This window comes from Altererythrobacter sp. (assembly GCF_050299635.1).
GTDB lineage: Bacteria > Pseudomonadota > Alphaproteobacteria > Sphingomonadales > Sphingomonadaceae > Erythrobacter.
Window position 1 is genome coordinate 15,130 of sequence record NZ_JBNKWF010000029.1, and the last position, 13,069, is coordinate 28,198.

Annotated in this window: 13 protein-coding genes; 2 read left to right on the forward strand and 11 right to left on the reverse strand. The window is 62.9% G+C overall.

The features are described 5' to 3' along the window. Positions 1 to 6: 6 nt before the first annotated feature. The 11 genes from mraY to ACQY6C_RS13320 all read right to left on the reverse strand — a co-directional run bounded on the left by mraY (position 7) and on the right by ACQY6C_RS13320 (position 10,632). Entirely contained in the window at positions 7 to 1,077 is a 1,071-nt protein-coding gene (mraY, locus tag ACQY6C_RS13270) for a phospho-N-acetylmuramoyl-pentapeptide-transferase (RefSeq protein WP_427969498.1), read from the reverse strand. Beyond that, on the reverse strand, positions 1,078 to 2,538 hold the full coding sequence (locus ACQY6C_RS13275) for a UDP-N-acetylmuramoyl-tripeptide--D-alanyl-D-alanine ligase (RefSeq protein ID WP_427969500.1): 1,461 nt from the start codon (positions 2,536 to 2,538) through the stop codon (positions 1,078 to 1,080). Continuing rightward, on the reverse strand, positions 2,538 to 4,025 hold the full coding sequence (locus ACQY6C_RS13280) for a UDP-N-acetylmuramoyl-L-alanyl-D-glutamate--2,6-diaminopimelate ligase (protein ID WP_427969502.1): 1,488 nt from the start codon (positions 4,023 to 4,025) through the stop codon (positions 2,538 to 2,540). The genes ACQY6C_RS13275 and ACQY6C_RS13280 overlap by 1 nt, the downstream gene beginning before the upstream one ends. Further along, complete coding sequence (locus tag ACQY6C_RS13285) at positions 4,022 to 5,743, reverse strand: peptidoglycan D,D-transpeptidase FtsI family protein (protein ID WP_427969504.1); 1,722 nt, start codon at positions 5,741 to 5,743, stop codon at positions 4,022 to 4,024. Before ACQY6C_RS13285 ends, ACQY6C_RS13280 begins: the two co-directional genes overlap by 4 nt. Next, complete coding sequence (locus tag ACQY6C_RS13290) at positions 5,740 to 6,270, reverse strand: hypothetical protein (protein ID WP_427969506.1); 531 nt, start codon at positions 6,268 to 6,270, stop codon at positions 5,740 to 5,742. Before ACQY6C_RS13290 ends, ACQY6C_RS13285 begins: the two co-directional genes overlap by 4 nt. Then, positions 6,267 to 7,214 carry a 16S rRNA (cytosine(1402)-N(4))-methyltransferase RsmH gene (gene rsmH, locus ACQY6C_RS13295; RefSeq protein ID WP_427969508.1) on the reverse strand — a complete coding sequence of 316 codons (948 nt, stop codon included), beginning with the start codon at positions 7,212 to 7,214 and terminating at the stop codon, positions 6,267 to 6,269. Before rsmH ends, ACQY6C_RS13290 begins: the two co-directional genes overlap by 4 nt. Then, the gene (locus ACQY6C_RS13300) at positions 7,211 to 7,702 is read right to left on the reverse strand and encodes a division/cell wall cluster transcriptional repressor MraZ (protein WP_427969510.1); all 492 of its coding nucleotides are present in this window, start codon (positions 7,700 to 7,702) and stop codon (positions 7,211 to 7,213) included. Before ACQY6C_RS13300 ends, rsmH begins: the two co-directional genes overlap by 4 nt. Before the next feature lie 388 nt (positions 7,703 to 8,090). Next, positions 8,091 to 8,864, reverse strand: coding sequence for a hypothetical protein (locus tag ACQY6C_RS13305; protein ID WP_427969512.1), 774 nt, complete (start codon positions 8,862 to 8,864; stop codon positions 8,091 to 8,093). Beyond that, positions 8,845 to 9,225 carry a hypothetical protein gene (locus ACQY6C_RS13310; protein WP_427969514.1) on the reverse strand — a complete coding sequence of 127 codons (381 nt, stop codon included), beginning with the start codon at positions 9,223 to 9,225 and terminating at the stop codon, positions 8,845 to 8,847. Before ACQY6C_RS13310 ends, ACQY6C_RS13305 begins: the two co-directional genes overlap by 20 nt. Before the next feature lie 13 nt (positions 9,226 to 9,238). Next, a complete protein-coding gene (locus ACQY6C_RS13315) occupies positions 9,239 to 10,252 on the reverse strand; it encodes a cysteine synthase A (RefSeq protein WP_427969515.1) in 1,014 nt (337 codons plus the stop codon). A 62-nt stretch (positions 10,253 to 10,314) separates the two neighbouring features. Beyond that, positions 10,315 to 10,632 carry a 2Fe-2S iron-sulfur cluster-binding protein gene (locus tag ACQY6C_RS13320; RefSeq protein ID WP_427969517.1) on the reverse strand — a complete coding sequence of 106 codons (318 nt, stop codon included), beginning with the start codon at positions 10,630 to 10,632 and terminating at the stop codon, positions 10,315 to 10,317. 106 nt (positions 10,633 to 10,738) lie between these two features. Between ACQY6C_RS13320 and ACQY6C_RS13325 the strand changes: the two genes are divergently transcribed. Together ACQY6C_RS13325 and ACQY6C_RS13330 are read left to right on the forward strand one after the other, a co-directional pair. Beyond that, positions 10,739 to 11,356, forward strand: coding sequence for a DNA-3-methyladenine glycosylase family protein (locus tag ACQY6C_RS13325; RefSeq protein ID WP_427969519.1), 618 nt, complete (start codon positions 10,739 to 10,741; stop codon positions 11,354 to 11,356). A gap of 89 nt (positions 11,357 to 11,445) precedes the next feature. Further along, positions 11,446 to 13,069, forward strand: a 1,624-nt coding sequence (locus tag ACQY6C_RS13330; RefSeq protein ID WP_427969521.1) for an alpha/beta fold hydrolase, incomplete at its 3' end; no start/stop codon positions are given.

Sequence of the window (13,069 nt, forward strand, 5' to 3'; positions counted from 1 at the left end):
GGGATATCATCGCAATTTGAGCGTCGCGAGGCCAGCCATGGCAAGCACGATCGAGATGATCCAGAAGCGGATCACCACCTTGCTCTCGCTCCAGCCGAGTTGCTCGAAATGGTGGTGGATCGGGGCCATGCGGAAAATCCGCCGCCCGGTCCGCTTGAACCAGAAGACCTGGATGATGACACTGGCGGTTTCTGCCACGAACAACCCACCCACAATCAGCAGCACGATCTCGTGATGAGTGGCGACCGCTACAGTGCCCAGCGCTCCTCCCAAGGCCAGGCTGCCGGTATCGCCCATGAAGACAGCAGCCGGGGGTGCGTTGAACCACAGAAAGGCGAGCCCCGCGCCCATGATCGCAGCGCAGAAGATCGCCAATTCGCCCGCGCCGGGAACATGCGGCAGGCCCAGATATTCCGAATAATCGACGCGGCCAACGATATAGGCAATCAGCGCGAAGGTGCCCGCGGCGATGATCGCGGGCATGATCGCCAGCCCGTCGAGGCCGTCAGTCAGGTTCACCGCATTGCCGAAGCCGACAATCAGCGTCGCTGCAAAGACATAATAGAACGGACCTAGCGGGATATAGACGCCCGAGAGGAAGGGCACGTAGAGGCTGGTGTTGATCTGGCCGACGATGATCCAGGCCGCGATGCCCGCCACCAGGAATTCGAGCAGCAGCCGCACACGGCCCGGCACGCCCTTGTGGCTCGCCTTTGATACCTTGTCGTAATCGTCGAGGAAGCCGATCAGTCCAAAGCCTGCCGTCACCGCCAGGCAAGCCCAGACGAAGGGATTGCGCAGGTCCATCCATAACAGCAGCGAAAGAATCAGCCCGCTCAGGATCAGCAGCCCGCCCATGGTCGGCGTACCGCGTTTGGCCAGATGAGATTGCGGCCCATCCTCCCGGATGGGCTGTCCCTTGCCCTGGCGCACGCGGAGCAGATTGATGAAGCGCGGACCGATAATCAGCCCGATCATCAGGGCCGTCATCAGCGTCGCACCGGCACGAAAGGTCTGGTAGCGTATGAGGTTAAGTACGCCTTCAAAGCCCAGCCATTCGGCGATCAGATAGAGCATTCAGCCATCCCGGCTCGATAAGTGTTCAACGAGGGTACCGAGGCCGATCGAGTTGGACCCCTTGACCAGGATTGCATCACCAGCGTTGATGCCCAACTCCTCCAGCGCCGCAATAGCCTCTGCAGGTGTATCGCAATGCGCGAACCCCAGCGGAATGCCAAGCGAGCCCGCGCTTCCTTTCCCCAATTCCCGCGCGAGGCTGCGCATTTCTTCGCCGACCAGTATAGCATGGTCGACTTTCGCCTCGCCGATGGGGCCGGCCAGCGCCGCGTGGAACCGATCAGCAAAATCGCCCAGTTCCTTCATGCTGCCAAGCACGGCAATTCGCCGAGTGGCAGGAGTATGCCCCAGCTGCCGCAGCGTTGCCCGCATGCTGGCCGGGTTGGCATTGTAGCTTTCGTCGATCAGCAGCGCCTTGCCGCCGCCACTCGCCGCTATCTGATGGCGCGCACCGCGCCCTTTCAATCCGCCCATTTCTGCCAGCGCCAGCCCGGCAGAGCCCAGATCACCACCAGCAGCGCGAACCGCTGCCATGACCGCCAGCGAATTGGCGATCCAGTGTTCGCCCGGCTCGGCAACCGAATAGCACAGGCGTGTATCGCCCAGATCCGCCGTGACCAGCGAGCCGCCATTGGCTGAAGGGATCGCGTCGAGCAGCCGCACGTCGGCTTCGGGTGAGGCGCCGAAAGTCACCACTTTCGCTCCGCTGGCCTTCGCGATCCCGACCAGCCTTTCGCAATATTCGCTGTCTGCCGGGATCACCGCCGTGCCGCCTTCGATCAGCCCGCCGAAAATCTCGCCCTTGGCATCGGCAATCGCCTCCATGCTGCCGAGCATTTCGATATGCGCGGGCGCGATGGTGGTAATGACCGCGACATGCGGGCGGACATGCTGTGTCAGCACCTCAATCTCGCCGGCATGGTTCATGCCCATCTCGAAAATGCCGAAGCGGCTACGCGCAGGCATCCGCGACAGGCTGAGCGGCACGCCGACATGGTTGTTATAGCTGCGCACGCTGCGATGCGCGCTGCCCCTGCTCGAACGGTCAAGCGCGGCAAAGATCGCTTCCTTGACGCCGGTCTTTCCAACCGATCCGGTCACGCCGATCCGTACGGCTTCCGCCCGCTCGCGCGCGGCATGGGCCAGAGCGTGGAGCGCCACCGTGGTGTCTTCCACCAGCACATGCGGGAAATCGACCGGGCGATCGACCAGCGCGGCCACCGCTCCATTGGCGAAGGCTTTGGCGATGAAATTGTGTCCGTCCATCGCTTCGCCCTTGAGAGCAACGAACAAATCGCCCCCGCGCACATCGCGCGAGTCCATCTCCACGCCCGAGATCTGGAATTCATGGCTTGCCGTGCCGCCCGTCGCTTCAGCGATTTCGCCTGCACTCCACAGCGCCAGCGGAAGCGCATCGCGCCGCTCGACAGGCCACGCCCGCAGGGCATTCTGCCCAGCCATCAGGCAGCTCCCTTCGCCGCTGCGCATTCGCGCGCAACCGCCACATCGTCAAACGGCAAAACCCGCATATTGTCTCCCGACCCGATTATCTGGCCTTGTTCGTGGCCTTTTCCTGCAATCAAAATGATGTCGTGTGGCCCGGCCTCGCCAATCGCTTCTGCGATGGCCGTGCGCCTGTCACCGATGTCGCGTGCCTTTTCGCCCGCTCCTGCGAGGACCTGTGCGCGGATTGCGGCAGGATCCTCGCCGCGCGGGTTGTCGTCGGTGACGATCACCACATCCGAATGCACCGCAGCAGCTTCGCCCATCGGAGCGCGCTTGCCCTGGTCGCGGTCACCGCCCGCGCCGAATACCGTTATCAGCCGGCCACCCTTCGCGCCATCCACATGCGGGCGCAGCGCGGCGATCGCCGCTTCGAGCGCGTCAGGCGTGTGGGCATAATCGACATAGACCGGCGCGCCGCTGGCAGTGATGACCGCACGCTCAAGCCGTCCGCGCACGGGTTGGAGTCGGCCCACCGCATCGAACACCGCGCCCGCTGCTGTGCCGGTCGCAATCGCCAGCCCCGCCGCAACCAGCGCATTGGCCGCCTGATATGCACCAATCAGCGGCAGCTTGATCGCGCGCGCCTGCCCGTCATGCTCGATCTCCAGCGTCTGACCGAGTTGAGTGGGGGTACGGGTGAGCAGGCGGATCGCGTCCCCCTGCTCACCCACCGTGAACACGCGCAGCGCCCGTGTTTGCGCGCGTTCGATGGCCCGGCGGGACCACTCGCTATTGTCATTGCCGGACCAGATAATGGCAGCAGCCCCGGGTTCGACCACTTCGTCGAACAGCCGCATCTTGGCCGCGAAATAGCTTTCCATATCACCATGGTAATCGAGGTGATCGCGGCTGAAATTGGTGAAGGCGCAGGCCGAAACCGGCACGCCTTCATTGCGATATTGCGAGAGGCCGTGGCTCGACGCCTCATAGGCCACATGCGTCACGCCTTCGCGCGCCAGCCCGCTCATGTTGGAAAGAAAGGTTACGATATCGGGCGTCGTCAGCCCGGTCGAAACGCTCTCGTCCGGAGTGGTCACGCCCAGCGTGCCGATGCTCGCCGCCCGCTCGCCGCACATGTGCCAGATCTGCCGCGTCATCTCGACGGTGGAGGTCTTGCCATTGGTGCCGGTGACCGCAACGATGCATTCGGGAACCGGCGTGAAGAACTGCGCGGCCAGACGGGCAAAGGCGCGGCGCGGCTCTGGGTCGAGGATCGCAACAGCACCTTGCACCGCGACGCCAGGCCGCGTCACAACCGCCACCGCACCTGCCTCGACCGCAGCGGGAATAAAGTCCTCAGCGTTGAAGCGCTCGCCGCGAAATGCGCCGAACACGGTGCCCGGTGCAACCTTGCGGTGATCGATAGCAAATCCGGTCACGACCACATCGGCTGCCCCGGCCAAATCAATGCCTGCCTTTCCCCCCAGCGCCCCAAGCTTCATTTCTGGGCCTCTGGAACCAGCCGCTTGAGATCGGAGATATCGACATCGCGGGTATTATCGGGACGCACACCCAGGATCGGGCCGATCCGCGGTACAAGCCTGCCGACGATAGGGCCGGCATTCCAGGCGGCGGTGCGCTGATAGGAACTTGCGACCGTCCCATGCGGTTCGTCCAGCATGGCAACCACGACAAAGCGTGGGCGATCCATCGGGAAGGCGGCGGCGAAGGTCGAGACGACCGCACTCTTGCGATAGCCATGCGCACCCGGCTTTTCGGCTGAACCGGTCTTGCCTCCAACTCTGAAACCCGGCGCATTGGCGCTGCGCCCGGTGCCATAGAGCGCGACCATTCGCAGCAATTGGCGCATGCGCGAGGAGGTAGAAGCCTTGAACACGCGCCGTCCGCGCGGCGCATCGCCCGGCTTGATCTTGTGCAGAGTGGCCGGGCGCCAGATCCCGCCATTGACCATTGCCGCATAGGCGCTGGCGAGATGCAGCGGCGTGACGGCAATGCCGTGGCCATAGCCGACCGTCATGGCCCGCAGCCGCGGCCATTTTTCACCCGGCCAGATCGGAAAACCACGCGCGGGCAATTCGATATAGGGCCGTTCATTCATACCCAGATCCATCAACGTCCGGCGCAGCCGATCGGCTCCCAATTCATCGACGAGCCGCGCAGTGACGGTATTCGATGAGTGAATCAGCGTTTCGGGCACGTTGAGCGTCGCGCCAAGCGGATGGAGGTCCTTGATCGTGAAGCGCCCGATCTGGACCGGCTCGGCATTGTACTGCTTTCCGAAATCGCGCACCACGCCTGCATCGATGGCGGCAGCGACAGTGATCGGCTTGAAGGTCGAGCCCAGTTCGTAAACCTGGTTCGTCACCCGGTTGAACATGTATTTCTCGCCCTGCTCGTCGATCCGGTTGGGATCGAACTCGGGCAGCGAAGCAAGCGCCATCACTTCGCCCGTATCGACATCGAGCACGATGCCTGCAGCACCCTTCGCATTGACCAGCAACATGCCGCGCCGCAGTTCGTCTTCCAGCGCGCCCTGCACCCGCAAATCAATCGAAAGCGGGACCGGAGTCCCGCGCGTCGTCGGATCGTTCAACTGCTTGTCGAGCACCTGCTCCATGCCGACGCGCCCGTGCCCGTCTGCCGCGACATAGCCCAATATATGCGCGCCCATCGAACCTTGCGGATAGTGCCGGTCGGTCTCGCGCGGAATTTCGAGCGCTAGCTCGCCAATGTCCTGCACGCGGTTGGCCTCTTCGGGCAGCACCCGGCGGCGGATATAGCCCGCCTTGCCCGAAGCAAGTCGCTGCGCCACTTCGCTCTCGTCAAGCGAAGGGAAAATCTTCTCCAGCTCGGCCGCCACCTTTTCCGCAGACTTGACCAGCGGCGTTCCCGCTTCGCCCAAGGCTTTGGGATTGTACCACAGCGCATAGGCGGGAAAGGCACGCGCCAGCGGGGTCCCATTGCGATCGGTGATTTCGCCGCGCGACGGCAAAAGTGCATCTTCCAGCGAAGTGCGCGAAACGCTGCGATCCGCAAGGCCGAGATAGAAGATACGCATCACCGCTATTGCGGCCACACAAGCGAAAACCAGCGCCACCCAAAGCACGCGCCAGCGCGCCATCGTCAGCGATTGCTTGCGGAAGGTGACGAGTTGGACCCTGCCTGTCGAAATGGCCATGCTGGCCGACAGGGCGTTCATTCAGACACCTCGGCGTGGAGCATGGTGCGCGCTTGCGCACTGCGCACCGGCGAGGCTTCGGACAGCAACTCGCCAAATGCGTCAGCAAAGCCATTGCCTTCCTGGACCTCCCTCGCGATGGCCAGTTCGACCGGCTTGCCGGTGAGCGGCGACACCATCGGCTGCTGCTCCTTCGCATCGCCCGGTGTTTCGGCGCGCGCTACACGGATCGGCGAAGGCGCACCCGGCCCACGCGGGGAGCCAAGGCTGGCAAGCTGCCGCTCATTCTCGAGGAACTGGTCGGCGCGCGGCGCCTGGTATCCGAACTCGACTGCGTTCCAATCCGCCAATTGCCGCTGGCTGGCGCGCGTTTCAAACTCGGTCTCGAGCATCATCGTTTCGCGTTTGAGCGCGATGATCTGACGCTCTGCGAGTTGCACCTCGCTCTTGACCGCATGCACGCGAAAGCTGAGGCCCAGGAACAGGCACAGGCAGGCGAGCAGGGCTGCGGCCCAGCCGATCTGGCGGAGGCGGCTACCGGCAGTCATGCTGCCACCTTGCGCGCCGGAGCATCGGTGCGCACCGCATGGCGCAGCGTCGAAGAACGCGCGCGAGGATTGCGGGCAATCTCTTCGGCAGAAGGGCGGATTGCCTTGGAAACCTTCTCGAAAACGCCCGGTGCCTGTTCGACCTGCGGCAAATGCCGCGAGCCGCCGCCATGCGAAGAGGCATCGCGCAAGAAGCGTTTGACGATGCGGTCTTCCAGGCTGTGGAAGCTCACTATTGCCAGCTTGCCGCCCGCCCGAAGCAATTGCTCGGCAGCGCTGAGGCCGGAACGAAGCTCGCCCAATTCGTCGTTCACGTGAATTCGGATCGCCTGGAAGCTGCGCGTTGCCGGATCTTTCTTGTCGCCAGCGCGAAATCCCAGCGCCTTGCGCACGACGCGCGCCAGATCGCCCGTCGTTTCAAGCGGACGTGCCGCAACGATCGCGCGCGCAACACGGCGCGACTGGCGCTCCTCGCCATAATCATAGAGCACGTTGGCAATCGCCTCTTCGGCGGCATCGTTGAGGAAATCGGCCGCGCTTAAACCTTCCTGGCTCATGCGCATATCGAGCGGCCCATCCGCGCTGAAGGCAAAGCCACGCCCGGCTTCGTCGAGCTGCATGGAACTGACGCCGATATCCATCGCCACGCCATCGACCTGCGCCACGCCCGCTTCCGCAAGCGCATCCACCATTTCGGAAAAGCGCCGCGGATGGAGCACGAGGCGCGGAGGGGTAATACGCGCTTCTGCCCACCCGCGGCCTTCCGCGATCGCGCTGGGGTCGCGATCGAAAGCGTGCACGGTTGCGCCACGATCGAGCAGCGCACGGGTATAGCCGCCGGCGCCGAAGGTGGCGTCGACAATCACGTCACCGGGCTGTGGATCGAGCGCGGCAATGACTTCATCGAGGAGGACGGGGATATGGGGAGCATCGGCGGGGGTCATTTCTTCTTCCCCTTCGCCGCGGCCTCGGCCACCAGATTGGCGCAAGCGGCCTGGGCGCTTTCCCATTCGCTGCCCATTGCAGCGAGTTCGGCAGGATTCCAGATGGTGAAGAAGCGCCCGGCGCCCTGGAAATAGAGCCCGTCTTCCACCCGCCCGAGCGTGCGCAGGTGATCGGGCATGACGAAACGGCCGCTGTCATCGAACGGCAGTTCGACGAAGCCAAACAGCTGAGTCGCACGCAGGTCGCGGTCAAAATCCGTGCCGAGGCGGATGGAGCGCTCCTCCTCGCGGTCGAGCTGGGTTTCGAGCTCGTCCTTGCGCGAAAGGCCGAAGCCCATGAGGCAATTCCAGCGATCGTGCTTGGCCAGGCACAGCACGCGCCCGCCCGAAGATTCCTTCACGGCCTTGCGGAAGAGAGGAGGCAGGACGAAACGGCTCTTGTCGCCCGCGGGCGAATAGGCCTGTCCACTGTAACCTCCGAATGACACCCGTCTGACTCCAACCCCAATTGCCGACCGGATGGCCGGTGAATCCCCACATCGAGACACGCCTTCTCCGTCGCCACCCGCGCGCCAGTGCGGGCAGCTCGCTCAACGAATGCAAGCGAGGCGTGAATCAGCATGTCCGATGGAAGACGGTCATATCGCGGGCAGGCTGGGGATGAAAGGGATTTTTACGGGATTTCACGGGATAAGATGGTAAATATTTGATTTATATTATTTTCTTATCCAGCTCATTTTGACGGATTCCATCCAGTCAATCTCACATAACCCGCCCAATCGGCTGATTTTGCATCCGAAAGCGCGGTTCGAGTCGCCGACTCGGCCCAATTTTGCCTACTTTCCCGTGATTTCCCCGTTCGGCCCTCGCGCGGGCCTATTCGAAGGCCCTGACCGTCAGGGCATCGAGCGCATCCCCCGAACCTTCGACATCTCGATCCGGCGATTCGAGCAGAAAGGCGTCAGCAAGCACGGTCACCTTGCCTTTGCCGATCCGGCATTCGGCGAGGATGCCTTCACCCTCCAATCGGCAGGATTCATCGTCGGATTGCAGTTGCAGCAATTGCCCGGCCATCATCACGGGGATTGTGCCCGCGCCAGTCTCAACTTCTACCGGCTCAAGCGGCTGCCGCTCATCGAACTGCACCGACAACCCCCACCGCTTGAAGACTGGCGGAATCATCGCGGCAAAGACCGGATTGCGCGGATCGCCCAGCGGTGCCGCATAGTCGCCGGTCAGCATCGGATCGAGAATATAAAGCAGGTGCCCGCCGCCATGCACCCAATCGTCCAGCGCGACATTGTCTGCCGGGCTGAGGCCGCGCGGCTGCGCGATCAGCAAGCGGTCGATCTGGCTCAACGGGGCGCTGGCAGGCTGGTCGCCAACCGTGGATGACGATGGTGCAAGGCTGTCGAGCGGCACCAGGTGATAACGCTCTTCCAGCAGCTGGCGTTGCCACGGCAATTCAGCATCATCGCCGATGATCGTCGCGATGTCCGCACCGTCGGCCCAATAGATCGGTAGGCTGGTGACCAGGCCCAGGGGTTGCCGTTCGACCTGCCGCAAGGGCAGCAACGACCAGATGGCGACGCCGGCTAAAGCAAGTGCCAGCAATAGCGCCAGCGCCAGCCTAATCCCCTTGCTCGGCACCAATTGCATCCGTGCCTTCTTCAGGCATTAGCGCGGCTCCCTGCGTGGGCGTCGACGAAGGCTCGACCGGAAGATCGGGAACGACACCCGCATCGGCCAGCGGGTCATTTGACGTCGATTGCGCGCTCGGTTCAGTCGTCGGCACTGCCTGCGGGACGGATTGCTCGTCCGCCACCCGCGCGCGGTCCTGCAGAATGCTCGCCAACCCCACCAGCAGCAGCATCGCCGCTATACCCGAAAGGCCGATCTGGAGACGCTGTATCGCTTCGGGCCGCGTGCCGCCCAGCGGAGCATTCGAAATCGCGCCATCCTGCGCCGGATTGGCTCCGATAGTGGACGGTGGAAGCGTGTTCTGGCTCATGCGGCGAAGCCTATCATGCCTGCTCCAGCCAGTCGAATACCGGGAGGTCTTTCGACTTCAGCCATTCGGCGTTGAACAGGGTGGAAAGATAGCGGAAGCCGCTGTCGCACAGGATCGTGGCGACGCGAGCGTCCTTCCTGCCTTCCGCCACAAGCTTCTTGCCCAGTTCCACAGCGCCCGCGACATTGATGCCAGAGCTGAGGCCGAGGCACAGCCCCTCTTCGCGCAGCAGCCGCGCGACCCAGTTCAGCCCTTCCTCGTCGGAAATGCGGAACTGCGTGTCGATCGGCGCGCCTTCGAGATTGGCGGTGATGCGGCCCTGCCCGATCCCTTCGGCAACCGATGAACCTTCGGCCTTGAGCTCACCGCAAGCGAAATAGCTGTAGAGCGCCGCACCATGCGGATCGGTCAGCGCAATTCGGATATTCTCGTCAAATTCCTTCAGGCCCATGCCGACCCCGGCAATCGTTCCGCCCGTTCCGGCAGCGCAGGTAAAGCCGTCAATCCGGCCCTCCATCTGCTGCCAGATCTCAGGCGCAGTGCTTTCGATATGCGCCTTGCGGTTGGCGGTATTGTCAAACTGGTTGGCCCAGACTGCGCCTTCGGTCTCTTCCGCCAACCGGCGCGAGGTATGCACGAAGTGGTTGCAATCGGCATATTTGGTCGGCGGGACGAGCACCAGCTCCGCGCCCAGCGCGCGCAAGGTGTCCATCTTTTCCTTGGACTGGTTGTCCGGCATCACGATCACGGTCTTGTAACCGAGCGCATTGGCGACCAGCGCAATCCCGATACCGGTATTGCCCGCCGTCCCTTCGACCACTGTGCCGCCCGGCTTGAGCTCGCCGCGCGCCTCGGCATCGCGCACGATGTATAGCGCCGCCCGGTCCTTTACCGAGAAGCCGGGATTGGCGAATTCGCACTTGCCCCAGATTTCGCAGCCAGCCGCTTCGCTCGGCCCCTTGAGGAGGACGAGCGGCGTGTTGCCGATGAGATCGAGCGTCGAACGATGCGTTGCAAGAACTGTCATGGTGACAGAATTAGGTATCGCCTGCCCATCAGGCAATCCAATTGCGCTTTCAGTGGAAGAACTCAGTCTTCCTGAGCGATAGTAACGCGCAGCCCGTCAAGTTCGGCAGTGAACGGAACCTGGCACGAAAGGCGCGAGTTCGCATCGCGGTGATCCGAGCTTTCGAGCAGATCGTCTTCGTCTTCGCTCATTTCGGGAAGCTTGTCGGCAAATGCGGGATCGACATGCACATGGCAGGTCGCGCAAGAGCAGCAGCCGCCGCAAAGCGCCAGCAACTCGTCAAACCCGTTGTCGCGAATGGCCTCCATCACGGTAAGACCATCGCCGACATCCACAGCGGTTTCCTGTCCATCGCGATTGACGACGATCAGCTTCGGCATTGTATCGCATTCCCTTTCAGATTTGACCGCAAGATCCGGCTCTATCGGTTGTCAGCACGGGCTGCTACGGGCTGGCGGCGAGTTTTGCAAGCAGAGGAAATTGCCGGTGGGTCTGAGCGCAGATGCGATTTGCAAAGGGCTGGATACAGTCGCGGCGCGAGAGCCCAAGGTGGCGGACGCGCTCAAGCTGGTCGGATATCCCGAACCGCGCCTTCGCCCCACCGGCTATCGCACGCTGCTGCGCACGATCGTGGGGCAGCAAGTTTCCGTCGCTGCGGCGTCCAGCGTCTGGAACAAGCTCGAAGCGGAACTGGGCGAGGAGCTGGACCCACATGAACTGCTGGCGCGCGATTTCGACAGCTTGCGGGCCTGCGGCCTCTCGCGCCAGAAGCAGGGCTATGCCCGCAGCCTGTGCGAACTGGTGACAAATGGGCAGATCGACTTCCACAAGCTCCCCGCCGACGATGAAGAAGCCATTGCGGAGCTGACTCTGATCAAGGGCATCGGGCGTTGGTCGGCGGAAATCTACCTGCTCTTTGCAGAGGGTCGCCCCGATATCTGGCCCGCAGGCGATCTGGCCGTGCAGGAAGGTGTGAAGCGGCTGCTCGAATTGCCGGAAAGGCCGGCCGAGAAGGAAACGCGCGCGCTGGCCGAAGGCTGGAGCCCGCATCGCGGCGCGATGGCGATCTTCACCTGGCATTATTACGCCAACCCCGCCCTTTGAATCGGCAGGCATTCGCCCCCATGTTCGGAGCTTGTTTCACGCGCTCCCGCGTGTATTAATGTAGCAATACACCAATTGACGGACCACCCATGACATTTCAGACTACCCCCCTCATCCCCCGCCAGTCCTTGTTCGGAAACCCGACCCGCGCGGCGGGCAAGATCAGCCCTGACGGCAAGTGGCTGAGCTGGCTTGCGCCGCTGGACGATGTGCTGAACGTCTGGATGGCACCGGTTGGCGATCCCGATGCAGGCAAGGCAATGACCCATTCGACCGACCGGCCGATCCGCCAGTATTTCTGGGCCCCCGATTCGAATAGCCTGCTCTATATCCAGGACAAGGGCGGCGACGAGAACTTCCTGCTCTATGGAATCGACATCGCCAGCGGCGTCGAGACCACGCTGACACCGTTCGATAATACCCGCGTCATGCTGGTAGGCGGGTCCGAGCAGATTCGCGACAAGATCCTGGTCGGCCTCAACAACCGCGATCCGCATTATCACGATGTCCACCTGCTCAACCTCAATACCGGCGAACTGACGCTGGTGCTGAAGAACGACAGCTATGCCGGGTTCATGGCGGATGACACGCTGACCGTGCGCATGGCCATGCGCCAGAACGAAGCGGGTGGAACCGATTACTTCCACGTCGTTGACGGCAAGGCCCAAGCGGAGCCTTTCACCAGCACCGCGATGGAGGATTCGCTCACCACCAGCCCGGCCGGCTACACCAGGGACGGCAGCACGCTCTATTGGCTCGACAGCCGGGGACGAAACACGGCGGCGCTGTTCGCGCAGGATATGGCAAGCGGCGAGATCACGCTCATTGCCGAAAGCGACAAGGCCGATATCGGCGGGACCATGCGCAATCCCAGGACGGGCGTGGTGGAAGCCTATTCGGTCGAATATCTGCAGACCGAGTGGACTGCGATCGATCCGGAGATCAAGGCTTCACTCGAATGGCTCGATGAAAGATTGACGGGCGAGTTCGGCGTCCAGTCGCGGACTGAGGACGATACGGTGTGGATCGTGTGGAACGATCCGCTCACCGCGCCTTCCGCAACCTACATCCACGATCGCAAGGCCGGAACGCTGGAGCATTTCTATACCACGCGGCCAGAGCTGGAGGACGCGCCGCTCCAGCCGATGCATCCCGTGGAGATTCCCAGCCGCGACGGGCTGACCCTCCCCTCATACCTCACGCTGCCGCCCGGCAGCGATGCGGACGGGGACGGCAGGCCCGGCAATCCCCTGCCGATGGTGCTGCTGGTTCACGGCGGCCCTTGGGCGCGCGACAGCTTCGGCTTCAACACCATCCACCAGCTACTCGCCAATCGCGGATATGCCGTGCTGAGCGTCAATTTCCGCGGCTCGACCGGGTTTGGCAAGGCCTTCCTCAACGCTGCCAACAAGCAATGGGGCCTTGCCATGCATGATGATTTGATCGACGCCACCAATTGGGCGATCGAGAGCGGCATCGCGCAGGCTGACAAGGTTGCGATCATGGGCGGAAGCTATGGCGGGTACGCCACGCTTGCAGGCCTCACCTTCACGCCCGAAACCTTCGCTTGCGGGGTCGACATAGTCGGCCCATCGAACCTCGAAACGCTGCTGGAAACGATCCCGCCTTACTGGGCGCCGATGGTGAAGATCTTTCACGAACGGATGGGAAATCCGGATACGGAGGAAGGCCTGGCCCTGCTCAAGGCAGCAA

Coding starts and splice junctions, on each gene's coding strand:
- mraY (WP_427969498.1), bottom strand. CDS start 1,077: ATGCTCTATCTGATCGCCGAATGGCTGGGCTTTGAAGGCGTACTTAAC.
- ACQY6C_RS13275 (WP_427969500.1), bottom strand. CDS start 2,538: ATGGCTGGGCAGAATGCCCTGCGGGCGTGGCCTGTCGAGCGGCGCGAT.
- ACQY6C_RS13280 (WP_427969502.1), bottom strand. CDS start 4,025: ATGAAGCTTGGGGCGCTGGGGGGAAAGGCAGGCATTGATTTGGCCGGG.
- ACQY6C_RS13285 (WP_427969504.1), bottom strand. CDS start 5,743: ATGAACGCCCTGTCGGCCAGCATGGCCATTTCGACAGGCAGGGTCCAA.
- ACQY6C_RS13290 (WP_427969506.1), bottom strand. CDS start 6,270: ATGACTGCCGGTAGCCGCCTCCGCCAGATCGGCTGGGCCGCAGCCCTG.
- rsmH (WP_427969508.1), bottom strand. CDS start 7,214: ATGACCCCCGCCGATGCTCCCCATATCCCCGTCCTCCTCGATGAAGTC.
- ACQY6C_RS13310 (WP_427969514.1), bottom strand. CDS start 9,225: ATGAGCCAGAACACGCTTCCACCGTCCACTATCGGAGCCAATCCGGCG.
- ACQY6C_RS13315 (WP_427969515.1), bottom strand. CDS start 10,252: ATGACAGTTCTTGCAACGCATCGTTCGACGCTCGATCTCATCGGCAAC.
- ACQY6C_RS13320 (WP_427969517.1), bottom strand. CDS start 10,632: ATGCCGAAGCTGATCGTCGTCAATCGCGATGGACAGGAAACCGCTGTG.